This window comes from Nocardioides sp. LMS-CY, from assembly GCF_018732145.1.
Classification (GTDB): Bacteria; Actinomycetota; Actinomycetes; order Propionibacteriales; family Nocardioidaceae; genus Nocardioides; species Nocardioides soli.
Genome location: NZ_CP076104.1, coordinates 3,784,235 through 3,807,716, shown reverse-complemented (window position 1 = coordinate 3,807,716; position 23,482 = coordinate 3,784,235). Strand labels below are relative to the sequence as shown.

General features: G+C 73.1%; 23 protein-coding genes. 20 read left to right on the top strand and 3 right to left on the bottom strand.

Annotated features, from left to right (window positions below):
- Positions 1–37 precede the first annotated feature (37 nt).
- A complete protein-coding gene (locus tag KM427_RS18130; RefSeq protein WP_215524818.1) occupies positions 38–1,282 on the top strand; it encodes a DUF222 domain-containing protein in 1,245 nt (414 codons plus the stop codon).
- 28 nt (positions 1,283–1,310) lie between these two features.
- Here KM427_RS18130 and KM427_RS18125 read toward each other — a convergent pair whose 3' ends face one another.
- Entirely contained in the window at positions 1,311–1,964 is a 654-nt protein-coding gene (locus tag KM427_RS18125) for a class E sortase (RefSeq protein ID WP_215524817.1), read from the bottom strand.
- 94 nt (positions 1,965–2,058) lie between these two features.
- Here KM427_RS18125 and KM427_RS18120 point away from each other — a divergent pair, with 94 nt between their 5' ends.
- Genes KM427_RS18120 through KM427_RS18095 form a run of 6 tightly spaced genes read left to right on the top strand, consistent with a single transcriptional unit; the run spans position 2,059 to position 11,065 of the window.
- Positions 2,059–4,119 (top strand): hypothetical protein, encoded by a 2,061-nt coding sequence (locus KM427_RS18120; RefSeq protein ID WP_215524816.1) that lies wholly within the window; start codon positions 2,059–2,061, stop codon positions 4,117–4,119.
- A gap of 51 nt (positions 4,120–4,170) precedes the next feature.
- A complete protein-coding gene (locus KM427_RS18115) occupies positions 4,171–5,544 on the top strand; it encodes a hypothetical protein (RefSeq protein WP_215524815.1) in 1,374 nt (457 codons plus the stop codon).
- Positions 5,534–6,301, top strand: a complete 768-nt coding sequence (locus KM427_RS18110) for an ABC transporter ATP-binding protein (RefSeq protein WP_215524814.1) — start codon at positions 5,534–5,536, stop codon at positions 6,299–6,301. The genes KM427_RS18115 and KM427_RS18110 overlap by 11 nt, the downstream gene beginning before the upstream one ends.
- Positions 6,298–9,159, top strand: a complete 2,862-nt coding sequence (locus tag KM427_RS18105) for a branched-chain amino acid ABC transporter permease/ATP-binding protein (protein WP_215524813.1) — start codon at positions 6,298–6,300, stop codon at positions 9,157–9,159. Before KM427_RS18110 ends, KM427_RS18105 begins: the two co-directional genes overlap by 4 nt.
- Entirely contained in the window at positions 9,156–9,839 is a 684-nt protein-coding gene (locus KM427_RS18100; RefSeq protein WP_183593429.1) for a neocarzinostatin apoprotein domain-containing protein, read from the top strand. The genes KM427_RS18105 and KM427_RS18100 overlap by 4 nt, the downstream gene beginning before the upstream one ends.
- Complete coding sequence (locus KM427_RS18095; RefSeq protein WP_215524812.1) at positions 9,836–11,065, top strand: hypothetical protein; 1,230 nt, start codon at positions 9,836–9,838, stop codon at positions 11,063–11,065. Before KM427_RS18100 ends, KM427_RS18095 begins: the two co-directional genes overlap by 4 nt.
- Before the next feature lie 85 nt (positions 11,066–11,150).
- Here KM427_RS18095 and KM427_RS18090 read toward each other — a convergent pair whose 3' ends face one another.
- Together KM427_RS18090 and KM427_RS18085 are read right to left on the bottom strand one after the other, a co-directional pair.
- A complete protein-coding gene (locus KM427_RS18090; protein WP_215524811.1) occupies positions 11,151–12,014 on the bottom strand; it encodes an NAD-dependent epimerase/dehydratase family protein in 864 nt (287 codons plus the stop codon).
- Positions 12,011–12,838 (bottom strand): red chlorophyll catabolite reductase, encoded by an 828-nt coding sequence (locus tag KM427_RS18085; protein WP_183593432.1) that lies wholly within the window; start codon positions 12,836–12,838, stop codon positions 12,011–12,013. The genes KM427_RS18090 and KM427_RS18085 overlap by 4 nt, the downstream gene beginning before the upstream one ends.
- Before the next feature lie 80 nt (positions 12,839–12,918).
- Here KM427_RS18085 and KM427_RS18080 point away from each other — a divergent pair, with 80 nt between their 5' ends.
- From KM427_RS18080 to KM427_RS18020, 13 genes are all read left to right on the top strand, one after another.
- Positions 12,919–13,239 carry an antibiotic biosynthesis monooxygenase gene (locus KM427_RS18080; RefSeq protein WP_183593433.1) on the top strand — a complete coding sequence of 107 codons (321 nt, stop codon included), beginning with the start codon at positions 12,919–12,921 and terminating at the stop codon, positions 13,237–13,239.
- Positions 13,236–13,889, top strand: coding sequence for an alpha/beta hydrolase family protein (locus KM427_RS18075; protein ID WP_215524810.1), 654 nt, complete (start codon positions 13,236–13,238; stop codon positions 13,887–13,889). The genes KM427_RS18080 and KM427_RS18075 overlap by 4 nt, the downstream gene beginning before the upstream one ends.
- Positions 13,886–14,407, top strand: a complete 522-nt coding sequence (locus KM427_RS18070) for a MaoC family dehydratase (RefSeq protein WP_215524809.1) — start codon at positions 13,886–13,888, stop codon at positions 14,405–14,407. Before KM427_RS18075 ends, KM427_RS18070 begins: the two co-directional genes overlap by 4 nt.
- Complete coding sequence (locus KM427_RS18065; protein WP_215524808.1) at positions 14,407–15,405, top strand: LLM class flavin-dependent oxidoreductase; 999 nt, start codon at positions 14,407–14,409, stop codon at positions 15,403–15,405. The genes KM427_RS18070 and KM427_RS18065 overlap by 1 nt, the downstream gene beginning before the upstream one ends.
- Positions 15,402–16,604 carry a CaiB/BaiF CoA transferase family protein gene (locus tag KM427_RS18060; protein ID WP_215524807.1) on the top strand — a complete coding sequence of 401 codons (1,203 nt, stop codon included), beginning with the start codon at positions 15,402–15,404 and terminating at the stop codon, positions 16,602–16,604. The genes KM427_RS18065 and KM427_RS18060 overlap by 4 nt, the downstream gene beginning before the upstream one ends.
- Positions 16,601–17,932 carry an MmgE/PrpD family protein gene (locus KM427_RS18055; RefSeq protein ID WP_215524806.1) on the top strand — a complete coding sequence of 444 codons (1,332 nt, stop codon included), beginning with the start codon at positions 16,601–16,603 and terminating at the stop codon, positions 17,930–17,932. The genes KM427_RS18060 and KM427_RS18055 overlap by 4 nt, the downstream gene beginning before the upstream one ends.
- Positions 17,929–18,792, top strand: a complete 864-nt coding sequence (locus KM427_RS18050) for a Rid family hydrolase (protein ID WP_183593439.1) — start codon at positions 17,929–17,931, stop codon at positions 18,790–18,792. The genes KM427_RS18055 and KM427_RS18050 overlap by 4 nt, the downstream gene beginning before the upstream one ends.
- Positions 18,789–19,253, top strand: coding sequence for an FAS1-like dehydratase domain-containing protein (locus KM427_RS18045; protein WP_215524805.1), 465 nt, complete (start codon positions 18,789–18,791; stop codon positions 19,251–19,253). Before KM427_RS18050 ends, KM427_RS18045 begins: the two co-directional genes overlap by 4 nt.
- Entirely contained in the window at positions 19,250–19,639 is a 390-nt protein-coding gene (locus KM427_RS18040) for a MaoC/PaaZ C-terminal domain-containing protein (protein ID WP_252274636.1), read from the top strand. Before KM427_RS18045 ends, KM427_RS18040 begins: the two co-directional genes overlap by 4 nt.
- A complete protein-coding gene (locus tag KM427_RS18035; RefSeq protein WP_183593441.1) occupies positions 19,636–20,760 on the top strand; it encodes an acetyl-CoA acetyltransferase in 1,125 nt (374 codons plus the stop codon). The genes KM427_RS18040 and KM427_RS18035 overlap by 4 nt, the downstream gene beginning before the upstream one ends.
- A gap of 319 nt (positions 20,761–21,079) precedes the next feature.
- The gene (locus KM427_RS18030; RefSeq protein WP_215524804.1) at positions 21,080–21,484 is read left to right on the top strand and encodes a Zn-ribbon domain-containing OB-fold protein; all 405 of its coding nucleotides are present in this window, start codon (positions 21,080–21,082) and stop codon (positions 21,482–21,484) included.
- The gene (locus KM427_RS18025) at positions 21,481–22,641 is read left to right on the top strand and encodes an acyl-CoA dehydrogenase family protein (protein WP_215524803.1); all 1,161 of its coding nucleotides are present in this window, start codon (positions 21,481–21,483) and stop codon (positions 22,639–22,641) included. Before KM427_RS18030 ends, KM427_RS18025 begins: the two co-directional genes overlap by 4 nt.
- Positions 22,631–23,479: an HpcH/HpaI aldolase/citrate lyase family protein gene (locus tag KM427_RS18020; protein ID WP_252274634.1), complete on the top strand. Its 849-nt coding sequence runs from the start codon at positions 22,631–22,633 to the stop codon at positions 23,477–23,479. The genes KM427_RS18025 and KM427_RS18020 overlap by 11 nt, the downstream gene beginning before the upstream one ends.
- Positions 23,480–23,482: the final 3 nt, after the last annotated feature.

Sequence of the window (23,482 nt, the reverse complement as noted above, 5' to 3'; positions counted from 1 at the left end):
CCCCAGAGTGTCGGTGGCGGGTGCTTGAGTAGGGGGCATGACAGCACAGGCCACGCCGCGACACCGGGTGTCGACGACGACCGCGCGGATGCGCGACCTCGCCGACGCCGTGGCCGATGCGTCGGTGTGGTCCATGGACCCCGCGGAGGCCGGCGCGACACTGGTCGAGCTGACCCGGCTGGCCGCGCAGGTCGCCGAGCTGCAGGCCCGGGTCGCCGCGCACGCCGACACCATCCACGTCGGCGAAGAGGTTGGCGCGTCGTCGGCGGCGAACTGGCTGGCCCACACCACGAAGACCACCCGGGCGGCGGCGTACGGCGCGGTGCGGCTCGGCCACGACCTCGAGACCCACCCGTCCACTCGCGATGCACTCGCGGCCGGGGACATCGACGTCGAGCAGGCGCGGGTCGTCATCCGGTGGGTCGACCGACTCCCCACCGACCTCGGCCCCGAGACCCTCGCGAAGGCCGAGGCGCATCTGGTCGCGGAGGCGCGTCATCACGACGCGAAGGCGTTGGGGCGGCTGGGGCGTCGGCTGTGGGAGGTCATCGCGCCTGAGGAGGCCGACGCCCGAGAGGCCGAGATCCTGCAACGCCAGGAGGCGGCCGCGCTGCGGGCCTGCTCGGTCACGATGGTCGACGACGGCGACGGCACGACCCGGGGCCGGTTCACGCTGCCGACCTACCACGCCGCCGCCCTCAAGAAGATCCTGATGGCCTTGGCCGCACCCAAGCACCTCGCGGCCACCCAGGGCCCGGGCATCGAACGCAGGCCCGGTCCCGAGGCACTCGGTCGGGCGCTGTGCGAGCTGATCGAGCGCTACCCGGTCGACCGGCTCCCGGCCACCGGCGGTGTGAACGCCACCGTCGTGGTGGTCATCGACGAGGACTCCCTGATGGGCCGGTTGGAGAAGGCCGGGGTCCTGGACACCGGCGACCGGATCAGCCCCGCCATGGCCCGCCGCCTCGCCTGCGAGGCCGGCATCATCCCCGCCGTCCTCGGCAGCGCCTCGGTCCCGCTGGACCTGGGCCGTCGGAGCCGCTACCACACCGAGCACCAACGGATCGCGATGTTCCTGCGCGACCGAGGCTGCCGCGCCGAAGGCTGCGACCGCACGATCGGACTCCACGCCCACCACCAGCAGCGCTGGGTCGACGGAGGCCACACCAACCTCACCGACAGCGCCTCCCTGTGCGCCTGGCACCACACCCTCATCCACGACCCCACCTACCAGGCCACCCACCTCCCCACCGGCAAGATCCGCTTCCACCGAAGAACGTGAGGGCGACCAGTTCGGGGATCGCCGGCGTTCAGGCGATCGCGGGCGGCGGGCCGGCGTCGGCGGCACGCCGCTCAACGAGCTGAGCGCCGACGACGAGGCGCTCGGTGGAGCTCCACCGAGGGTTGCAGGTGACGAGGGTGAGCGTGCGCTGGGTCGCCTTCTCGCCGGGATGGCCGGCGACGGGCGCCAGCACCTCGGTGGCGTTCGGGCTGAGGATGCGTACCCAGGTCACGTCGTAGGTGAGCCAGCCGCCGTGGGTCTCCACGACGATGGGGTCGCCGACCTCCAGCTCGTCGAGGTGCGCGAACGGCTCGCCGTGCGTCGCCCGATGGCCGGCGACGGCGAAGTTGCCGACCTCGCCGGGTAGCGCGGTCGTGGGGAAGTGGCCGGGGCCGCGGGCCAGGTCGCCGTCGCCGACGCCCTCGACGACGACCCAGCTCCAGTCCGCGCCGAGCGCGGGGATGTGCAGGATGCCGAGGCCCTCGCCGGACTCGGGGCGTTCGCCGCGCTGCTCCTTGACCTGGCCGGTCCGCTGCTGCGCGTGGAAGTCGTCCTTGAGGTCGTCCTGGGCGGCGGCCGTGCGGTGGTTGGTCCACACCAGCAGGTAGAACACGAAGACCGCGAGCACGACTCCGGCGGTGATCGCCAGCTCGGCGCCCGCCCGAATAGTGATCCGTGCCACTGAAGTCCACCCGCCCTGCACCGAATGAATATATCATCGCGGAATTGTCCGAACGGGCTCCGACGGTGGAGGTGTCGATGAGGCTGGCCGAAGCATGAGGCGGGTTCGCGCCGTCGCCGCGCTGCTCCTGGCCGGCACCGCCGTGTCGTACGGCGCGGCGGTCGCGCCGGCCGCCGCGGTCGCGAGTCCGGCGGGTGGCTGCTGGGCCTACGTGCCGGGCGGTGCCGCACTCGACTCGCCGCCGGCCTCCGACATCTCCGTCGGGCTGGGGGCGTGGACCACCGTCCCCGACGGTGGGTTCGGCCTCGAGACCACCGGCGCCACCGCTGTGGGCGGCACCCGCGTGGCACAGGTCGAGATCGCGAGCGGACCGATCCTCTCCGCGCAGGACGACCTCAGCGGCACCGCGACGTTCCTGCTCTCGGTCGACGGGGTCCCGTTGGCGGCGCCGGCCGAGGCGGCGTTCACCGTCGCGGCCGGTGAGCCGGTCGAGGGTCTGGAGGCCAGCGTCCCGATCCCGATCGCCGCCGCGGGCCCGCACCAGGTCCGCCTGGAGGCCGTCTACTTCGACGCGCCCGCGTCGTCGTTGCGCGTGGCCTGCAACGGCCAGACGCAGGGCCAGCCATCGCCCGGGACGAATCCGGCGACCACGCCGACCGCGACCGACGTGACGGCGGACTTCACCGCGGCCCCGGCCGCGTCGGCCACGATCACGGCGGTCGCCGACCAGGCCGTGCTCGACGCCGGCCGGCCCGCCGACCTGGCTTCCATCCGGATCGCTGGTCTGGCCTCGTCGGCCACCGTGACGCTGAGCCTGTGCGGCTCCGGCGGATCCTGCGCCGCCGTCGGAAGTGTGACGACCGCGGCCGACGGCTCCGCGACCACCTCCTTCACGGTGCCGGGCGGCGCACCGGTGGGTGCCGGCACGCTGCGGGTGGAGGACGAGGCCACCGCCGTCTCGACCGGCTTCACGGTGCTCGGCGTGCAGCGGGTGGCGGCCGCCGAGGCGCTGGAGGCCGACGCCACGATCGTCACGCTGACCGGCACCGGCTGGGACCCGCAGCGCAAGGTCACCATCCGGGGGTACGCCGGCACCAGCAGCTCCGTCGCCGCCACCGCGGACCCCGAGGTGGTCGCCGATGTCGACGCGACCGGCGCCTTCAGCGCCCAGTACGCGGTCTCGGACGAGGCGACCCGGTCGGTCATCGTCGACCAGGCGCGTTCGTCGAGCCACATCGGCGCCGTGTACCTGATCTCGGGTGTCATCGGCGGTGCCGCCACGCCCGACGAGACCGACGACCCGGGGGAGGGGATCGACGGCGAGACCGACGAGCCCGGCGGCTCCGAGACGCCCGTCGCCGAGACCCCCGAGAGTCCCGGCGGCGCCGTCACCACGCCGCTCGACCCGGATGCCGGGGTCGAGGACCCCGGTGACATCCCGGTGCCGGGGGACATTCCGGTCGACGACCCCGCCGACGGAGCGGGCGCGGAGAGCGAGTCGGACGACCTGGCCGTCACGGAGGCGCGCCTCGTGGGCGAGTCGTCGTTCTCGGAGCTGTTCGGCGGCGCCCCGCAGCGCGACCTGGTCTTCCTCGTCGAGAACATCGGTGCGGAGACCGTCGAGAACCCGATCGTCCGGGTCTCGGTCGGCCGCTCCGACGACGTCGAGCCCGAGCTCGTCGGTGCGGACGTCGGCGCGCTCGATCCCGGCGAGCAGGCCGTCGTGACCGTGCCGCTCGAGCTGCCGATGGCGGCCTTCGGGTCGTACGTCGTCGTCGGGCAGGTCGGAGACACGGAGGCGGGTGCCTTCCGGGTCGAATGGACGACGTATCCCTGGGGACTGTTCGCCGTCAACGCGCTGGCCCTGCTGCTCCTCGGGCTCGGCGTGCGGCACCGGCTCGACCTGCGCCGCCGGGCGCGCGCGGTCGCCCTCGACCTGCCCGACGGCGCGGCGGTCGTCGACCTGACGGCGGCGGACGCCTGGTGGGCCTACCGGGCCGGTGTCGGCCCCCGGCCCGTGCCGCGAGCGTCGCTCGCTCCGACGTCGGCCCCCACGGCGGACGAGCAGGTGCCGGGCGAGGCGGTCGTCGACCTCGACGCGGCCGAGACGTGGTGGCGGAAGCGTTCCGGTGACGACACGACGAAGGCCTCCTAACTCACGCCAATATCGTATATTGTCTATCGAACGTCGATCGAAGGGTGACTGGTGCGGAGCAAGAGGAGATGGACTCGGGACCGGTCGGCGCTGCTGCGCGTCGGTGTGGTCGGTGCGGGCCTGGCTCTCGCGCTCGCGGGGTGCGGCACGCTGATGCCGGGCGGGAACACCGGCACCGGCACCGACCTGGGGGCGGCGAGCGCGGGTCCGGGGCCGGGCGTCACCGCCGACTCGGTCAAGGTCGTCTTCATCGCCGTCGACCTCGACGCGGTCAAGAAGCTGACCGGCTTCGAGACCGCCTCGGTCGGCGACCAGAAGGCGCAGATCAAGGCGCTCGAGGACTGGGTCAACGACAACGGCGGTCTCGGCGGCAAGCGGATGGACGCGGTGTTCCGCCTCTACGACGCGGAGACCGACTCGCCGGCCGCCGAAGAGCAGCTGTGCAACAAGATCACCCAGGACGACCGGGCCTTCGCGGTCGTGATGACCGGGCAGTACCAGACCAACGCCCGGCCCTGCTACGCCGACCGGCAGACGCTGGTGCTCGACGCGTCGCTCTTCGCGATGAGCAGCGAGTACTTCGACGAGCACTCGCCGTACCTCTGGACGGCGAGCTTCCCGGAGTACGACGCGTTCGTGCGCTCCTACGTCACGGTGCTGGACGAGCAGGAGTTCTTCGCGGGCGAGGACGGCGTCGGTGCCGTCGCGGCCGACTCCCCGGTCAACCGCGACACGATCGAGAACCTCGCCGTCCCGCTGCTGCGCGAGACGGGGGTGGAGCCCGAGGTGGCGTGGGTCGACACGACCGACACCGGCACTCTGTTCCAGGGCCTGGAGCAGGCCGCGATCACCTTCCGCAGCAAGGGAATCGAGCGGATCATGTTCCTCGGCGGCTCCCGGATGGCGTCGGTGTTTGCGACCGTGGCCGGCTCGCAGGACGGCTTCGCCCCGCGGTACGCGATCTCGAGCTTCGACAACCCGTCGTTCTTCGTGAACAACCCGACGACCGTGCCCGCCGCGACCATGGACGGGATGGTGGGCATCGGCTTCCACCCGCCGCAGGACGTGCCCGACTCCGAGCTGAGGTTCCCCTCCACCGACGCGGAGAAGGAGTGCCTGGCGATCTACGACGACGCCGGCATCGCCTTCGAGTCCCGCGAGTCGGCGCGGGTGGCCCTGCCGTACTGCGACGCCACCCGGCTGCTCAAGCTCGGTGCCGACGGCATCGAGGGCGATCTCAACGCCGCGGCGTTCGCCCGGGCCGTGGACCGCGACGGCGGTGACTTCCAGAGCGCCTCCGGGCCCGGCAACGCCCTGGGCGACGGCGGGCGCGCGGCGGTCGGCGGCTATCGGGTGCTCAGGTACGACGAGGCCAAGGGCGCCTTCGTCTACGACGGACCCGAGGTGCCCTTCGATGACGAGTGAGCCGAACGGGTCGGCCGCGGCGCCCGCCCTGGCCTGCGCCGGCATCCGGGCGTCGTACGGTCCCGTGCAGGTCCTGTTCGACGCCGGTCTCACGGTCGAGCAGGGCGAGATGGTCGCCCTGCTCGGGCCCAACGGCGTCGGCAAGAGCACGCTGCTGAAGGTCATCGGAGGACTGCTGCGGCCCGACGACGGGTCCGTGCACCTCGGGGGCGTCGACGTCACCCGGATGCCGACGCGCAAGCGGGTCGACCTCGGGCTGTGCCAGGTGATCGGCCAGGCCACGTTCCCGTCCCTCAGCGTCGCGGAGAACCTCGCGATGCACGGCTTCACCTCGGGCAGCCGGAAGTGGACGAAGGAGGCCGTCGAGGCGGCGCTCGCCGTCTTCCCGCGCCTGCACGCGCGCCGCGACCAGCCGGCCTCGAACCTCTCCGGCGGCGAACGCCAGATGCTCGCGCTCGCCAAGGCGATCGTGGCCGAGCCGAAGGTGCTGGTGATCGACGAGTTCTCGCTCGGCCTCGCTCCCGTCGTCGTCGGCGGGCTGATGGAGCTCGTGCGCCGGCTCAACGAGCGAGGCAGCGGGGTGCTGCTGGTCGAGCAGTCGGTCAACGTCGCCCTGTCCCTGGTCGACCGGGTCTACATGATGGAGAAGGGCGAGATCATCGCCGAGGAGAGCGCCGCCGCGCTGGCCGCCGACCCGGAGCGGGTCCGCGCGCTGATGCTCGGCGGACACGCGGCGGCCGCCGGGGTGGGCCGATGACGGGCTTCGACTTCGGCATCGACCGGCTGGTCATCGGGCTGTTCACCGGCCTGACCTATGGCCTGCTCGCCGTCGGCCTGGTGCTGGTCTACCGCTCCAGCCGCTTCGTGAACTTCGCGCACGGCTCGATCGGCGCCTTCGGCGCGTCGGTGCTCGCCCTCTTCGTCGCGGACTGGGGGCTGCCCTACTGGGCCTCCTTCGTGGTCGCGATCCTGATCGCCGCGCTGCTCTCGGGGCTGGTCGAGGTGGTCGTCGTACGTCGCCTCGAGGGCCGGCCGAGCCTGGTCGGCATGATCGCCACGCTGGGCCTGTCCCAGCTGATCCTGGTGATGTCGCTGGTGATCAACAGCGACGGGGTCAGCGGCTTCACCTACCCGAAGCCGACGCTGCTGCCCACCTTCGAGATCCAGTCGCTGCCGATCGGCACGCCGTACGTCGCGATGCTCGTGCTCGCGCCCGTGCTGCTGGCCGGCCTGGGCTGGTTCCTGCGCCATCACCGGATGGGCATGGCGATCCGCGCGGCCGCCGACGACCCCGACATCGCCCGGCTCGAGGGCATCCCGGCGCGCTGGATGGCGACGCTGGCCTGGACGATCGCGGGCGGCATCGCCGCCTTCTCCGCGATCCTGGTGACCCCGACGACGGCCGGCGCCGGCATGGAGGGCCTCGGCCCCGACCTGCTGCTCAAGGGACTCGCCGGCGCCGTGATCGCGCGGATGTCGTCGATCCCGATCGCGATCGCCGCCTCGCTCGGCATCGGTGTGATCGAGCAGCTGCTGCTGTCCAACCCCGACACCCGTGGCCTGGTGACGGTCGTCATCGCCGTGATCATCGTCGTCGCGCTGCTGCGTCAGCCGCAGCTGGGCCGCGCCGGCCAGGACAAGGGGCGCTGGCGTCGGGTCGTGCTGCCGCCGCTGCCCGAGGCCTACCGTGGCGTGCGCAGCATCGTCTGGCTGCCGCGGGTCTCGGTGGTGCTCGGCATCGCCGTCGCCGTCGGTCTGGCCTACGTCGTCAGCAACGACACGGCCTCGGTGCTCACCCTGGTGGCCGGCTACACCCTCGTCGGCCTCAGCGTCGGCCTGCTCACCGGCGTGTCCGGCCAGCTGTCGCTGGGCCAGTTCGCCTACGCCGGCATCGCCGCGGCGGCGTCGGTGCACGTCGCCGACTCGACGAGCAACTTCCTCGTCGGGCTGCTCTGCGGCGTGCTCTCCGCGGCCGTGGCCTCCGCGCTGGTCGGCATCCCGGCGATGCGGCTCAAGGGCCTGGCGCTGGCGGTCTCGACGCTCGCCTTCGCCCTCGCCACCTCGACCTGGCTGCTGCGCCAGGGCGTCTTCCTCGGCGACGGCATCGCCCCGGCGAAGCCGACCTGGTGGGACTACCCGCTGGAGTACGCCGTCGACTACTACCTCTTCGCGCTGCTGATGCTCTGCATCGGCGTGTGGGTGACCAACAACCTGCGACACGGTGGCTTCGGCCGGATGGTGCAGGCGCTGCGCGACAACGAGCACGCCGCACGCGCCTTCACCGTCCCCAACCGGATGCGGATGCTCCAGCTCTACGCCGTCTCCGGCGGCCTCGCCGGCCTCGGCGGCATCGTGATCGGACACGGCCAGTCGCAGCTGACGGTCAACTCCTTCCCGGCGGCCGCCAGCATCGACGTCGTCGCCGTCACGGTCGTCGGCGGCCTCACCGTGACGCTCGGGCCGCTGATCGGCGCGCTGATCATCGTCGGGCTGCCGGCGCTGGTCGGCATGAGCACGGTGGGTCAGGCGGCGCTGGCGGTGGCCTGGCTGCTCGTGGTGATCTTCCTGCCCGACGGCATCGGGGGAGTCCTCGTCCGCGGCCGCGACCTGCTGTACGACGGGCTGGCCCGCCGCCACGGCATCGACCCGCTGCGCGAGCGGCACGGTGTCGTCGACGCCACCGGCCACGCGTCGTCCCCGCTGCACGAGCGGCCGCGCCTGGAGGGCCTGGTTCCTCGCGCGCCGGCCGCGACCCACGGTGCCGCCTCGATCCTCACCGTCGACGGCGTCTCGCGCCGCTTCGGCGGCGTGGTGGCGGTCGACCACGTGGGCTTCGAGGTCGCGCCGGGCGAGATCCTCGGGGTGATCGGGCCCAACGGCGCCGGCAAGACCACCTGCTTCGAGATCGTCGCGGGCTTCACGCGGCCCGACCGCGGCCGGATCGTCTTCGACGGGATCGACCTCACGTCGGCCACGCCGGAGCAGCGGGCGCGGGAGGGCCTGGTGCGGTCGTTCCAGGACGCCGCGCTGTTCCCGACGCTCACCGTGCACGAGACGCTGATGGTGGCCCAGGAGCGGGTCGAGCCGACCCGCCTGTGGACCTCGGCGCTCGGCGTCCGCTCGGCCGAGCGCGACAAGTCGGCCGCGGCCGACGAGGTGCTCGAGCGGATGCGGCTCACGCACTACGCGCGGCACGCGGTCGGCGAGCTCTCGACCGGCACCCGGCGGGTGGTCGAGCTGGCCTGCCTGCTCACCCTCGAGCCGCGCGTGCTGCTGCTCGACGAGCCCTCCGCCGGCATCGCGCAGAGCGAGAGCGACGCGCTCGGCGACCTGCTCCTGGAGATCCGCGAGGAGCTCGGCACCACCATGGTCGTCATCGAGCACGACCTGCCCCTGCTGTCGCGGCTGTCCGACCGGATGATCGCGATGAACCTCGGTCGCGTGATCGCGACCGGCACCCCCGACGAGGTGCGCACCGACCCCGCGGTCGTGACGTCGTACCTCGGCGCCGATCAGGCCGCCATCCACCGCTCGGGCCTCCGGGTCGCGCAGCCGGACGGCGACCGCGGCCCCGACCCGCTGGCGACCCGGATCCAGCCCGTGACGAGTCGATGACCAACCCTGAGGAGATCGACGTGAGAAGAAGACTGACCCTGCCGACCCGCGCCCTGTCCCGCGGCCTCGCGGCCGCGGCCGCCGTGCTGGTGGTGCTGGTGACCGCGCCGCCGAGCTTCGCGGCGCCCGCGCTCACCATCAGCCAGACCCAGGGCCTGTCGGACGGGCAGACCCTGACGATCTCGGGCGCCGGCTTCGCGCCGAACCTCAAGGGCATCGCGATCGGCCAGTGCGTCGACGGCTACGTCGGCCCCGCCGACTGCAACCTGCAGGGCGGCGCCAAGTTCCGCGACGCCGACGCCAGTGGCAAGGTCGCGGCCTTCACCGTGGTGGTGAAGAAGCAGTTCGGCGGGCACGACTGCACGAAGGTGCAGTGCGTGATCGCCGGCGCCCCGCTCCCGACCGCCGCGGACAAGGCGACGGTCTCCGCGAACACCTCGGTCACCAAGATCAGCTTCGGCAGCGCGGCACCCGCCGAGCCGACCCAGTCCGCGACGGACGCGCCCGCGACCACGGGCGACGACACGAGCACGGACGCCGGGTCCGACGCCGGGTCGCTGCCCAAGACCGGCGCCGGCGACTCCGTGCCCGTGCTGATGCTCGGCGCCACCGCGCTGCTGGCCGCCGGCGTCGGCGTGGTGCTGCTGGTGCCCGGACGCCGGCGGGAGGGCGCCCGATGAGGCGCACCGGCGTGCGGCACTCGGTCGCCGCGATCCTCGGCGTCGCCGGCCTGGCGCTCGCGTCGATCGCCGCCTTCGCAAGCACCGCCACGGCCGCGTCGACGTCCACCGTCAGCCTCAACTGTTCGACCGTGGTCGACCCCGCCAAGCCCCCCAACACGTTCGCCTGGCCCGACGCCCAGTTCGTCTTCTCGGCGACCGGGCCGGCGGGCACGGCGGTGACCGTCGAGGTCTCCGACCTGCCCGCGATCGCCCCGGTGAAGATGGCCGGTTTCCCGGGCACCTCGAAGCTCGTGCTCACGCTCGGTGGCACGACGACCACACTGACCGGCAGCGGCAGCATCACGAACGGCGGCGCCAACCAGCCGGTTCCGGTGCCCGACCTCCAGGGCACGCTGGCCTTCCCGGTCGACTCGCTGCCCGACGTGCTGACCAGCTTCCAGCTGGTCGTCATGGGCATCGCCACCGACTGCGTGCTGCCGACGGCGACTCCCACCCCCACGCCGACCACGACGACCAGCGCGACCGCCACCCCGAGCGCGTCGACCAGTCCCACGGCCGAGCCGACCTCGAAGCCGACCTCGAAGCCGACCTCGAAGCCCGGGTCGGACAGCGGCAAGCCGGCGAAGGGCTCCGTCGACTTCGCGTGCGTCCTGAACCCGCTCAACACCGACTTCGACTACCCGGCGACGGTGACGGTCTCGGGCTATCGCAAGAAGGCGGGCCACGACATCTCGCTGTCCGCGAAGATGACCGACCTGCCGGGCATCTCGCCGGTGCCGATCGACGGCAAGATGGACGTCACTCTCGACGTCGTGGTCGGCAAGAGGAAGACCACCCTGAAGGGCTCGACCCATGCCGTGGCGCCGCCCCGCCAGAAGGTGCCGGTGCCGACCCTGACCGGCAGCGTCGCCGGCGACGACGAGGTGGAGGTGTCCGTCACCGGGTTCACGTTCAACTTCGCGGCGCTCTCGATCGACGCCGCCTGCACGGCCGACGCCGAGTCGCTCGGCACGATGAAGGTCGGCTCCGAGCCGATCGAGGACGACGCCGGTACGGACGGCTCGGGCACGGCCAACGGCGGCTCGACGGCCGACGGCGGCTCGCTCCCGCAGACCGGCGGCGGGGACGCGCTCCCCGTCGTGGCGCTGTGGGCGCTGGCGCTGGTGCTGCTCGGCGCGGCGGGCCTGCTCTGCGTGCCCCAGGTGGCGCGCCGGAAGCCCTGAGCGGCAGGAAGAACGACCACCGGCCCGGCAGCCTGCTGCCGGGCCGGTGGCCGTTGCGCCGATGCGGTGCCGGCCTCCGGCCGGGTCAGGTCGCGGCGGCCAGGGTGGCGGCGTCGTACGACCGGCCGGCGACGAAGCCGCTCGCGGTGAGCCGGGCGACGGAGATCGGACTCCGCGGTGAGGCGATCTCGTCGCGGTAGGTGAGCGCCGGCAGGCCCTGCGCCGCCGAGATCGCGTCGAAGAGCGCCGCGTTGGTGGGCGGGACCTCGGGGTGCGTCAGGTTGTGGAGGCCGATCAGGCGGCGCTCGAGCGCGTGCACGATCGCGTCGGCGGCATCCTCCACGGCGAGCCGGTAGAAGAGCGCGTCGCCGCTGAAGGGCACCGAGCCGCCGAGGTACTGGTGCGCCATGCCCACCTTCGCCTCGACCGGCGGGTCGTCGGCGCCGAAGATGTCGCCACACCGGAAGACGCAGGCCCGGTCGCCGGCCCGCTCGAGGTACACCCCCTCCATGGCGAGGAACATCGTCGGGCTCGGGTCCGTCGAGTCGGTGACGGGGGAGTCCTCGGTGACCTCGGGCAGGTGGTCGGCGGCGTTGCCGTAGACCGAGAGCGACGAGAGCGCCACCAGGTACGCCCGGTTGTCGGCCGCGGTGACGGACTCGGCGGTGTCCACGAGGATCTCGCGGTAGGACGTCGCGCGGTCCTCGGGCGTCATCGCGCGCTGGGCGGAGGGTCCGGCGGCGACGACGACCGCATCCCGGCCGGCGACCGCGGCCGCGACGGCATCGCGGTCGCTGCCGCGCAGCACGAGCACCTCGTCGAAGTGCGCGCGGAGGCCCTCGACCTTGCCGGGCGTCGTCGTGGTGACCGCGACGTCGTGGCCCAGCGCCCGTAGGCGGAGGCCGACCTCGGTGCCGACCAGACCGACGCCGATCACGAGCACCTTCACGACCGACCCTCCAGCTCGGCGATCTGGCCCAGCCCGGCACGGGTCGCGACCAGCTCGTCGACGCGCTCGGCTCCGAGGAACTTCTTGGACAGCTCGTTCATGGGGTCGAGGGTGTAGCCGTAGCGACGCACCAGGTGGTCGCGCCGCCGCAGCGCCGCGCGCTCCTCGACCGGCACCGGCTGCGCCTCGCGGACCCAGCGCAGCCAGGTGTCGACGCGCTCGCGCACCGACTCGCCGAGCACCGCGACGGCCTCGTCGTCGGGACAGGTGGCCATGTAGGAGTTGGCGATCGGCGAGTTGAACGCCCGCATGTAGGTGCCGTGGCTGACCGACCAGAGGAACCGGTCGTCGCCGCGCAGCCGCAGCCACGCGGCGTTCTCGGGCTCGAAGTACCGGTTGAGGTAGTCGACGTCGGTCATCGGGTCGCGGCGCGGCACCACATCGCTGAAGTGGAAGACGCGGGGCACCGTGCCGAAGACGATCACCAGGTGCGGCACGTCGATGTGGGGGCCGAGCCAGACCTGGAGGTTCATGTCGAGGATCGACGCCTGGCGGTTGCCGATCCAGGAGTGGACCAGCCACTCGACGCCCTCGTCGGGGTCGCCGACGTAGGGGTTCAGCGAGCCCTCGTAGCCGCCGTCGGGGCTGGTCCAGTAGTCGAGGCCGGCGCCCGAGGCGTGCGGCGTCACCTCGAGCTCGGCCGTGATCTTGTTCTTGGCCTCGCTCAGGATGCCCCAGAGCGCCGCCCAGAGCTCGGAGCGGTCGACGTCCGGCGCCTCGGCGAGGAACTCGTGGATCGTCTTGGTCTGTGTGCTGCTCGTCATGCCTGCATGCTACGGATATATGATCTATGTTGTCATCGGATCGGTGTTCGACGTGGAGTCCGTCAGGGAGGGAGGCCGTCGTGATCGTGGTGGTCAGCCAGGCGTGGACGAAGCCGGGCGAGGAGCACGCCGCGGCGTACGTCGCGCTGTCCGCGGAGTTCGGGCGCTTCTTCCGCGACCACCCGGGCTACCGCGGGCGTCGCCTCGTGCGCGGGGTCGAGGACCGGACCCACTTCACGCACCTGCGCTACTTCGACTCCGTCGCGTCCTACGAGCAGTGCACGCAGCACCCCGACTACCAGGACCACCTGGTCGCGATGTACGAGCACCTCCGGCCCTACGAGTCCTACCCGCGCGAGTACCTCGAGGTCGTCCTCGACGAGCCGGGGTACGCCGGGTGAGCACGTTCGTCCTCGTCCACGGGGCGTTCCGCGGCGGCTGGGCCTGGGACCGGGTCGCGCCGCTGCTACGCGCCGCCGGTCACGAGGTGCACGCCCCGACGCTGAGCGAGACCGCGAGCGGGCTCGAGACCTGGGTCGACGAGGTCGCGGCGCTGGTGACCGGCGACGACGTGGTGCTCGCCGGGCACAGCCAGGGCGGTGTGGTCGTGCGCGAGGTGGCGCTGCGCGTGCCCGTCCGGGCGATCGTGTATGTCGATGCCGCCGTGCCGGAGCCGGGGGAGCGGGCCGTCGACCTGGGTGCCTCCCCGCTGCAGCTGCCGCCGCGCGAGACGGTGATCCCGCCACGGCCGATCGAGTCGGCCGGCGACCTCGACGCCGACACCGCCGCCTGGATGAACGAGCGGCTCGCGCCGGTGCCGTTCGCCCCGTCGCTGGACCCGGCCTCGGTCGGCGAGCCGGTCGCCGCGACGACCTATGTCTTCTGCACGGGCACGCCGGCGGCGTACCCGTGCGGCACCACCCGGAGCCGGCTCGACGAGCGCGGCATCCCGTACGCCTGGGTCGAGGCGGGGCACGACGCCCCGCTCACCCGGCCCGACGCGGTCGCCGAGCTGCTGCTCGCCGCCGCCAGAGAGGAAGAGATCGCGTGAGCGTGCAGCCCGGTTGGCAGGGACGGTTCTTCGAGGACTTCACCGTCGGTGACGTCTACCAGCACCCGCTGGGGCGCACCGTGAGCGAGGCCGACAACACCTGGTTCTCGCTGCTGACGATGAACACCAACCAGATGCACTTCAACGCCGAGTACGCCGCGCGTTCGGAGTTCGCCAAGCCGCTGGTCGTCTCGACCCTGACCGTCGCGATCGCGGTCGGCCAGAGCGTCACCGACCTGACCCAGAACGCGTTCGCGAACCTGGGCTGGGACGACATCAAGATGACCCACCCGGTCTTCGCCGGTGACACGCTCTACAGCGAGTCGATCGTGAAGGAGAAGCGCGAGTCGTCCTCGCGCCCCCACGCCGGCATCGTGACCGTGCGCACCCGCACCCTCAACCAGGACGGCAAGGAGGTGTGCTCCTTCCTGCGCACCTTCTACGTCTACCGGCGCGGCGCCGAGCAGCTCGAGGGGATCTTCCCCGAGGGCGAGCGGCCGCTGACGCTGGAGGACTGATGCGGATCACGTTCGGTCCGTGGGGCGAGACCCTGGCCGAGGTGGCGGCCGCGGCCCGCGCGGCCGAGGAGGCCGGCGCCGAGGCGGTGTGGGTGCCCGAGCTGCACCGCAGCGCCACCGTCACTGCGGCCGGGGTCGCGGCCGCCACCACGCGCGCGCAGGTGGGGACGGCGATCGCGCTGGCCTTCACGCGGAGCCCGATGGTCACGGCCTTGGAGGCGCTCGACCTGGACGAGCTCTCCGGCGGTCGGTTCGTGCTGGGGCTGGGCACGGGCGTGCGTCGGCTCAACGAGGACTGGCACGGCGTCGACTGGGACAAGCCCGTCACGATGCTGCGCGAGACGGTCCGCAACGTCCGCGAGTTCTGGGCCCGCTGCGCCGGCGGCGAGCCGATCGAGCTCGACGGCGAGCGGGAGCCGATGCGGATCCGCGGCTACCGGCGGCCCTACCCGCCGGCGCGCACCGACATCCCGGTCTACCTCGCCGCGATGGGGCCGGCCCTGACCCGGCTGGCCGGCGAGATCGGCGACGGCTGGATCTCCCACGAGCTCACGTCGCCGGCGTTCCTGCGCGAGAGGATCCTTCCCGAGCTCGGCGCCCACGGTCGCCGGGTCGACGTCGTCACGTCGGCCTGCTGCTCCATCGACCGCGACCCCGCCGTCGCCCGGCGCCGCAGCGCCGGCATGGTGGGCTTCTACGCCACCGTCCGCACCTACGCCGACTTCTTCGACTTCCACGGCCTCGCCGCGGACCAGCAGAAGGTCATCGACGCCTTCGCCGGCTCGACCGCAGGAGGGCTCGCCGGCCACGTCTCCGACGCGATGGTCGACGCCCTGACGCTCTCGGGCACGCGCGACCAGGTCGCCGAGCGGATCGCGGCGTACGCCGGCCTCGCCGACACCATCAAGCTCACCCCGCCCACCCACGGGCTCGCGCCGGACGAGATCCGGGCCGCCCAGCGCGAGGTCATCGCCGTCATCGAGGAGCTGTGCCGATGAAGCCCCTGCAGGACGTTCGCATCATCGCGGTCGAGCAGTACGGCGCCGGACCGTTCGGCAGCGTGCACCTGGCCGACCTGGGCGCCGAGGTGATCAAGATCGAGGACCCGCGCGTCGGCGGCGACGTCGGCCGCTACGTGCCGCCGTACGCCGAGGGCGAGGACTCGCTCTTCTTCGAGGCGTTCAACCGGAACAAGTCAAGCCTGTCGCTCGACCTCGCGACTCCCGCGGGCCGCGCGGTCTTCGAGGACCTGGTGAAGGTCGGCGACGCCGTCTACAGCAACCTGCGTGGCGACGTGCCGGCGAAGATCGGCATCACCTACGACGACCTCAAGCACCTCAATCCGCGGATCGTGTGCTGCTCGCTCACCGGCTTCGGGATGACCGGGCCGCGGCAGCAGGAGCCGGGCTACGACTACGTGCTGCAGGCGCTCGCGGGTTGGATGGACCTCACCGGTGACCCCGACGGCCCGCCGACCAAGTCGGGGCTCTCGATGGTCGACTACAGCGGCGGCTTCGTCGCCGCGATCTCGCTACTCGCCGGCCTGCACGCGGCGCGTCGCGACGGGGTCGGCATGGACTGCGACGTCAGCCTCTACGACACCGCGATGGGCCTGCTGACCTATCCGGCGACCTGGCACCTCAACGCCGGGTTCCGGCCGGTGCGCACGCGCCACTCCGCGCACCCGTCGCTGGTGCCGTTCCAGGCGTTCGAGGCCCAGGACGGCTGGCTGGTCGTCGGCTGCGCGAAGGAGAAGTTCTGGCAGCGCCTCACCGACGTCATCGAGCGGCCGGAGTGGGCCGACGACCCGCGCTTCGCGACGTTCGCCGACCGCGACCGCAACCGCGACCTGCTGCTGCCGCTGCTGGAGGAGATCTTCGCGGAGCGCACCGTGGCCGAGTGGGTCGAGCCGCTGCGCGCGGCGTCGGTGCCGACCGCCCCGATCAACGACGTCGAGGCGGCCCTGACCGAGCCGCACACGATCGCGCGCGACCTGCTCGTCGAGACCGAGCACCCGCGCTACGGCACGGTGCGGCAGGTCGCGTCGCCGGTGCGGGTGGGCGCCGAGCGCCCGACGTACCGCCGCGCGCCGTTGCGCCATGAGGACGCCGACCGCCTGCTCGGCGACCTGCTCGGGTACGACGAGGCCCGGGTGAGCGAGCTGACCGAGCAGGGCGCCTTCGGGGACCTGCCGTGACCGTCTCCTCCGACCTCGCGGCGTGGGCCCTCGGCCTGCGCCGCGCGGACCTGCCCGACGAGGTCGCCGCGGCGGCCCGCCGGCACCTGCTCGACGGGCTCGGGACCGCAGTTGCGGCGGCCCGCCGGGGTGTCGCCGAGCCCGCGCTGACCGTGGCCGCCGGGCTGGGCGGTCCGGCCGAGTCGACGCTGTTGGCGCGCGGGGTCCGGGTCTCGGCGCCGGCCGCGGCGCTCGCGACCGGCACGCTCGTGCACGCGCTGGACTTCGACGACACCCATGCCGGCGGGCTCGTGCACGCCACCGCGGTGGTGCTGCCGACGCTGCTCGCCGTGGGGGAGCAGGTCGGCGCCGGCGCCGGCGAGGCGCTCGTGGCCGCGGTCGCCGGCTTCGAGGCCGTGTGCCGGATCGCGGGGGCGGCGCCGCACGCGTTCCACCACCGGGGCCTGCACGCCACGATGGCGTGCGGCGTCTTCTCCTCGGCCCTCGTCGCGGCCCGCTTGATGGGGCTCGACCGCGCCACCACCGTCGACGCCCTGGGCATCGCGGGCAGCAGCGCGGGCGGGCTGCTGGAGTTCCTGGCCACCGGCTCGTCGACCAAGCAGCTGCACCCCGGCCTCGCCTCGCATGCCGGGATCCTGGCCGCCCGACTGGCGGCGGCCGGGGCGGACGGCCCGGCCAGCGTCGTCGAGGGGGAGCGCGGCGTCTACGCCGCGCTCGCCGACGGGCATGCCGACGCCGCGCTGGTGACGGCCGGCCTCGGCCTGCGCTGGGAGACCACCCGGATCACGCTGAAGCCCTATCCGGCCTGCCAGCTCATGCACGCCGCGCTCGACGCCGGTCGCCAGGTGCTCCCGCTCGACCCGGCCACCATCCGCGAGGTCGCCGTCGAGGTGCACCCCGACAGCGCCGCGATCGTCTGCACGCCCGACAAGGTCGACCCGCGCACGGCGTACGACGCGAAGTTCTCGCTGCCGTGGAGCCTCGCCGCGCTGCTGACCGACGGCGAGGTCACCGTCGACACCTACGCGCCGGACTCGCTCGCCCGCCCCGACGTCCGCGCCCTCGCCGCCCGGGTCCGGGTGACCGAGGTGCCCGACGCCCGGGTCGCCGCCGACGCACCGAGCCGCGTCGTCGTCGAGCTCGGCGACGGACGCACGCTCCACGGCCAGGTCGACCGCAGCGCGGGTGCGGCCCTGGACGCCAAGCTCGCCGGCAACCTCGGCGGCCCCGCCGCCGCGGCCGAGCTCGCCGCTGCCGTCGACGCGCTGGATCTGCCCGCCCTGATCGCGGTCGCCGACCGCCTCGCGACCCCGGAGGAGACCCGATGACCTGGACCGAGTACATCACCGTCGATGCCCTGGAGCGCTACGACGAGCTGCGCACGACCGAGGGCGACGTCGCCACGATCGTGGTCGAGTCGCTGCCGGACGGCGCGGCGTACCGCGCCGAGATCGGTGCCCCGCCCGTCGGCGAGGGCGCGGTCGTGCTGCCGACGGTGATCCCGGTGGACGCGAGCGGCGAGGTCGTGCACGAGGGTGACTTCGTCGGCCAGTACGCCTGGTGCCTGGACGAGGCCGGCCGCCGGCTCGAGGCGCTGGGGCTCTCGCTCGACGCCGCGGTCACGACGTACGACTACTCGACGCCGGCGACCCGCGACGTCTATCGCCGCACCCACCGCGAGCGCAAGGACCGGCTCGGCGGCGCCGGGGTCTACCCGGGCGCGGGCGGCATCCTGATGTCGCGGTTGCACCGGCCCGGGGTGCTGGCCGCGCTCGACGTCACCGCGTCGCGGCTCCCGCTGACCGCGGTCAACCCGGGCTGGACGCGCTACGACACCCTCACCTACACCCCCGGCGTGCTCGCCGGGGACACCCTCTACATGAGCGGGTTCGCCGCCCTCGACATGGAGACCCAGGAGGCGCTCCACCCGGGAGACTCCGCGGCCCAGGCCGACGCGACGTACGCAGCGATCCAGCTCGTGCTCGACGAGGTCGGCGCCGCTCCCGACCGGCTCGCCCACGTGCTCGAGTACGTCTGCCCCGACGGGGACGCCGCGGAGATCGCGGCGGCCCGTGAGCGGAGGTTCCCGGCCGCCAAGGCGTCGGTCGCCGGGTGCGCCGGGCTGCTCCGCTCCGAGTTTCTGTTCGAGGTCTTCCCGACGGCGGTGCTGGCGGGGGAGCCGGCATGACGCTCCTCACCGACGAGGTGCGCGCGCTGGTCGGCCGCACGGCGACGTACACCGCGCCCGAGCCGCTGGGCCGGGCCGCGATCCGCTACTTCGCGCTGGCGACGGGGGACGACAATCCGGCGCACCTGGCCGGCGACGTCGCGCCGCCCACGCTGGTCTGCGAGACGAACCAGTTCGTGAACCTGCCCCGCGACGAGAACGGCTTCGCCGGTCACGGCTGGGACTTCCACCTGCCCGGCACGCGCGAGGTGCGCGGTGGCAACTCCTATCGGTTCCACCGGCCGGTGCGGCCCGACGACGTCGTCACCGCGACCTGGACGGTCACCGACGTCGCCGAGCGCACGACCGGCTCCGGCGACGGGATGGTCGTGGTCACCTCGCTGGCGACCTACACCGACCAGGCGGGCGAGCTGCTCGTCGAGAACGAGGAGACCCTGATCTACGTCGAGGTGCAGCCGTGAGCGGAGCGACGGAGCTGTCGCTGGAGCGGACCATCGAGCTCGCCGACATGGTCGCCTACGCCGGTGCGACCTGGGACTGGCACCGGCTGCACTACGACAGCGCCTGGCTGAGCGAGCGCGGGCTGCCGGCGCCGGTCGTCGACGGCCAGCTCTTCGGCGCGCTGCTGGCCGAGATGGTGCTGGACTGGGCCGGTCCGGAGGCGACGCTGACGGCGCTCTCGTTCCGCTTCAAGAACCTCGTGTACGCCGGGGAGACGGTGCGCTGCGCCGGCCGGGTGACCTCGGTCGACGGTGACCTGACGACCCTCGACTGCACCGTCGAGGTGGTCGGCGCGGGCGCCCGCGCCGCCGTCGCGCCGGCGCGTGCGGAGGTGCGGCGCCCATGAGCGTCGCGATCGTCGGCGCCGCCGAGTGCGACCTCGGCTCGACCGGGCTGTCGATCCTGGGTCTGCAGACCCAGGCCGTGACCCGGGCACTCGCCGACGCCGGGCTCTCCCTCGCCGACGTCGACGGGATCGCGACCACGGGGGTCGCGCGGTTCTCCGCCACGTCGCTGGCCGAGCACCTCGGCATCCGGCCGTCGTGGACCGACTCGACGTTCGCGGGCGGTTCTGCGTTCGAGATGTTCGTGGCCCGTGCCGCCCAGGCGATCGAGGCCGGGCAGGTCGAGGTCGTGGTGATCTCGTTCGCCTCGAACCAGCGCTCGGCGCGCTCGCGCTCGCTCGGCGGGGTCTACGAGGCGTGGACGCCCGAGGCGCAGTTCGAGGCGCCGTACGACCCGCTCTACCCGGCGTCGTACTACGCCATGGCGGCGCAGGCCTACCTCCACCGGCACGGCGCCTCTCGCGAGCAGCTCGCCGAGGTCGCCGTCGCCGCCCGGGAGTGGGCGCTGCTCAACCCCGCGGCGTACCGCCACGACGCCGGACCGCTGACCGTCGACGACGTGCTCGGAGCCCCGATGCTCTCCTCGCCGTTGACCGTCGCCGACTGCTGCCTGGTCACCGACGGCGGGGGAGCGGTCGTGCTGACCTCGCTGGAGCGCGCCCGCGACCTGCGCCGTACGCCCGTCGAGGTGCTCGGGTACGGCGAGAGCACCACCAACGCCTCGATGACGGCGGTCGATGACCTGACCGTCACCGGCGCCGTGGCCTCCGGCGCGGCCGCGTTCGGACGCGCGGGGCTCACCCCGGCCGACGTCGACGTCGCCCAGCTGTACGACTCCTTCACGATCACCGTGCTGCTCAGCCTGGAGGCGCTCGGCTTCTGCGGCCCCGGCGAGGCCGGATCGTTCCTGCGGGAGCGGGCGCTGCCGCTGAACACCAGCGGCGGCGGGCTGTCCTACTGCCACCCCGGCCAGTTCGGCGTGCTGCTGCTGGTCGAGGCGGTCCGCCAGCTGCGCGGCGAGTGCGGCGCCCGGCAGGTGCCCGGCGCCGAGGTCGCGGTCGCCCACGGCACCGGCGGCATCCTCTCCACCCACGCCACCGTGCTGCTGGGGGTGGCGCGATGACCGCGATGCCTCCGGGTGGCGGTGGCTCCTCCACTCTTTCGGTCGCTCATCAGGTGGATATCGCACCGCGGCCCGGCGCCGTCCCGGGTCGGCGGTGGGAGATCCACCGTTTCCCCCCGCTCGGCAGGTGGATCGCCCACCGCTCGTCGGTGAGTCGCCCGTGCGGCGGTGCGTCAGCAACCGTTTGGCTGGCCGGATCGGTTGCCTGCTCACCGCCACCCGGCCAGCAGGCCGTGCAGCGGTGCGTCAGCAACCGTCTGGTCGGCAGGTTCGGTTGCCTGCTCACCGCCACCCGGCCGACGCGGCAGGAGGTGGCCCGATGACGTGGCCCCCACCCGACGTCCCGCTCGCCGACGAGATGACCCAGGCCTGGTGGGACGCCACGCGGCAGCACCGGCTGACCGTCCAGGCCTGCGCCTGCGGCCATCGGCAGCATCCGCCCCGCGCCGTCTGCACCCGCTGCGGTGAGACCGAGCACCTGGCGCAGGTCGATGCCAGCGGCCGCGGCACCGTCGACAGCTTCACCGTGGTCCACCGGGCTCCGCGGGCCGACATCGCGACGCCGTACGTCGTCGCGCGCGTGCGGCTGCCGGAGGGGCCGATCCTCCTCAGCCGCCTACCCGGGGAGCCGACCATCGGCGACGCCGTCGCCGTCGGCTGGGTGGATCTGCCCGACGGTCGCGCCCTGCCCGTCTTCCATCCGATCGAAGAGGAGACCCGATGAGGTTCGAGCTCGACGAGGACCAGCGCGAGTTCAAGGCGCTGCTGCGCACGTTCGTGGACAAGGAGATCGTGCCGGTCGCCCGGGAGTGGGAGCAGTCCGGGCGCTATCCGACCGAGATCGTCGACGGGATGAAGGAGATGGGGCTCTTCGGCATCACCGTCCCCGAGGAGTACGGCGGGCTCGACCTCGATCCGGTCTCCTTCGCGCTGGTCTTCGAGGAGATCGCGCGCGGCTGGATGGGCGTCGCGGGCATCCTGGGCAGCCACTCGCTGGCCTGCCGCCTGATCGCGATGCACGGCACCCAGGACCAGAAGGATCGCTACCTGCCGGCGCTGGCGACCGGCGAGCGGCGTACCGGAATCGGCCTGACCGAGCCCGACGCCGGCACCGACCTGCAGGGCATCCGCACCACCGCGCGCCTCGACGGCGACCACTACGTGGTCAACGGCGCGAAGATGTGGATCACCAACGCGCGGTACGCCGACCCGCTGCCGGTGCTCGTCAAGACCGACCCGCAGGCGAGCCCCGCCCACCGTGGCATGAGCGTGCTGTTGATCGAGGCGGACACCCCGGGCTACGAGGTCACCAAGGACATCGCCAAGCTCGGCTACAAGGGCACCGAGTCCTGCGAGATCGCGCTGACCGACGTCCGAGTCCCCGTGAGCCAGCTGGTCGGCGGGGTCGAGGGCAAGGGCATGCAGCAGGTGCTCTCGGCCCTGGAGTGGGGGCGGGTCAACATCGCCGCCCGTTCCGTCGGCATCGCCCAGCGCGCGCACGAGGAGGCGTTGGCCTACGCCCAGCAGCGCAAGGCGTTCGGGCAGCCGATCGCCGACTTCCAGGCGATCCAGCTCAAGCTCGGCGAGCTGGGCACCCAGGTGCAGGCCTCCCGGCTGATGGCCTACTGGGCCGCCGACGCCGTACGCCGCGGGCGTGCCGACGGCGCCACCGGCATGGCCAAGATCTTCTGCTCCGAGGTCGCCCTGCAGGCCGCGATCGACGCGATGAAGGTGCACGGCGGCTACGGCTACTCGACGGAGTTCGAGGTCGAGCGGCTCTACCGCGACTCGATCCTGATGAGCATCGGCGAGGGCACCAACGACATCCTGCGCACCGTCGTCGCGAAGTCGCTGATCAAGGGGGAGACCCGTGTCGGCTGACCGGAGGGACTTCCTGGCCCGCTCCGCGCTCTACGTGCCGGGCGATGCCGAGGACAAGCTGGAGCGGATCCTCGAGCGCGGCGCCGACGAGGTCATCATCGATCTCGAGGACGCCGTCGCTCCGCGTGACAAGGAGCGCGCCCGCGACACGACCCGCATCTGGCTGCACGACCTGCCGGTCCTCCACAACGTGGGCGTCTGGGTCCGGGTGAACGCCGGTCCCATGCGCGACGCCGACGTTCGCGCCGTTGCGGGAGCACCGGCGCTGACGGGGTTCATGGTCGCCAAGACCGAGACCGTCGACGAGCTGCTCGACCTGGACCAGCTGCTGGCCTCCCTCGGGTCGATCGCCGGCGTGGTGCCCCTCCTTGAGAGCGCCCGTGCCGTGCTGCGGGCCGGAGAGCTGGCGCGGGCGCCGCGGGTGCAGCGACTGCAGATCGGCGAGGCCGACCTGCGTGCCGACGTCGGTATCGTGCCGGGCGCGGACGAGCGGGAGCTGCTCTACGCGCGTTCGCACGTCGTGCTGGCCTCCGCGGCCGCCGGCATCAAGCCGCCGATCGCGCCGGTCTCGACGAACTTCCGTGACCTCGACGCCTTCCGGGCGTCGACGGTCGAGCTCGCGCGGCTCGGCTTCGTCGGCCGCGCCTGCATCCACCCGGGTCAGGTCGCGATCGCCAACGACGTCTTCACCCCTTCGCCCGAGGAGGTGGAGACGGCCCGCCGCCTCGTCGGCCGCTGGGAGTTCGCCGGCGCGGGCGTCGCCGTCGACGACGACGGCCGCTTCGTCGACGAGGCCGTGGTCCGCCAGGCCCGACTCGTGCTCGCCCGAGCCCGCTGACCC

Excerpts from the sequence above, each read along its gene's own strand:
- KM427_RS18025 (WP_215524803.1), top strand. The coding sequence starts at position 21,481 with ATGAGGTTCGAGCTCGACGAGGACCAGCGCGAGTTCAAGGCGCTGCTG.
- KM427_RS18095 (WP_215524812.1), top strand. The coding sequence starts at position 9,836 with ATGAGGCGCACCGGCGTGCGGCACTCGGTCGCCGCGATCCTCGGCGTC.
- KM427_RS18060 (WP_215524807.1), top strand. The coding sequence starts at position 15,402 with ATGAAGCCCCTGCAGGACGTTCGCATCATCGCGGTCGAGCAGTACGGC.
- KM427_RS18050 (WP_183593439.1), top strand. The coding sequence starts at position 17,929 with ATGACCTGGACCGAGTACATCACCGTCGATGCCCTGGAGCGCTACGAC.
- KM427_RS18105 (WP_215524813.1), top strand. The coding sequence starts at position 6,298 with ATGACGGGCTTCGACTTCGGCATCGACCGGCTGGTCATCGGGCTGTTC.
- KM427_RS18130 (WP_215524818.1), top strand. The coding sequence starts at position 38 with ATGACAGCACAGGCCACGCCGCGACACCGGGTGTCGACGACGACCGCG.
- KM427_RS18045 (WP_215524805.1), top strand. The coding sequence starts at position 18,789 with ATGACGCTCCTCACCGACGAGGTGCGCGCGCTGGTCGGCCGCACGGCG.
- KM427_RS18085 (WP_183593432.1), bottom strand. The coding sequence starts at position 12,838 with ATGACGAGCAGCACACAGACCAAGACGATCCACGAGTTCCTCGCCGAG.
- KM427_RS18065 (WP_215524808.1), top strand. The coding sequence starts at position 14,407 with ATGCGGATCACGTTCGGTCCGTGGGGCGAGACCCTGGCCGAGGTGGCG.
- KM427_RS18030 (WP_215524804.1), top strand. The coding sequence starts at position 21,080 with ATGACGTGGCCCCCACCCGACGTCCCGCTCGCCGACGAGATGACCCAG.
- KM427_RS18110 (WP_215524814.1), top strand. The coding sequence starts at position 5,534 with ATGACGAGTGAGCCGAACGGGTCGGCCGCGGCGCCCGCCCTGGCCTGC.
- KM427_RS18100 (WP_183593429.1), top strand. The coding sequence starts at position 9,156 with ATGACCAACCCTGAGGAGATCGACGTGAGAAGAAGACTGACCCTGCCG.
- KM427_RS18035 (WP_183593441.1), top strand. The coding sequence starts at position 19,636 with ATGAGCGTCGCGATCGTCGGCGCCGCCGAGTGCGACCTCGGCTCGACC.
- KM427_RS18120 (WP_215524816.1), top strand. The coding sequence starts at position 2,059 with ATGAGGCGGGTTCGCGCCGTCGCCGCGCTGCTCCTGGCCGGCACCGCC.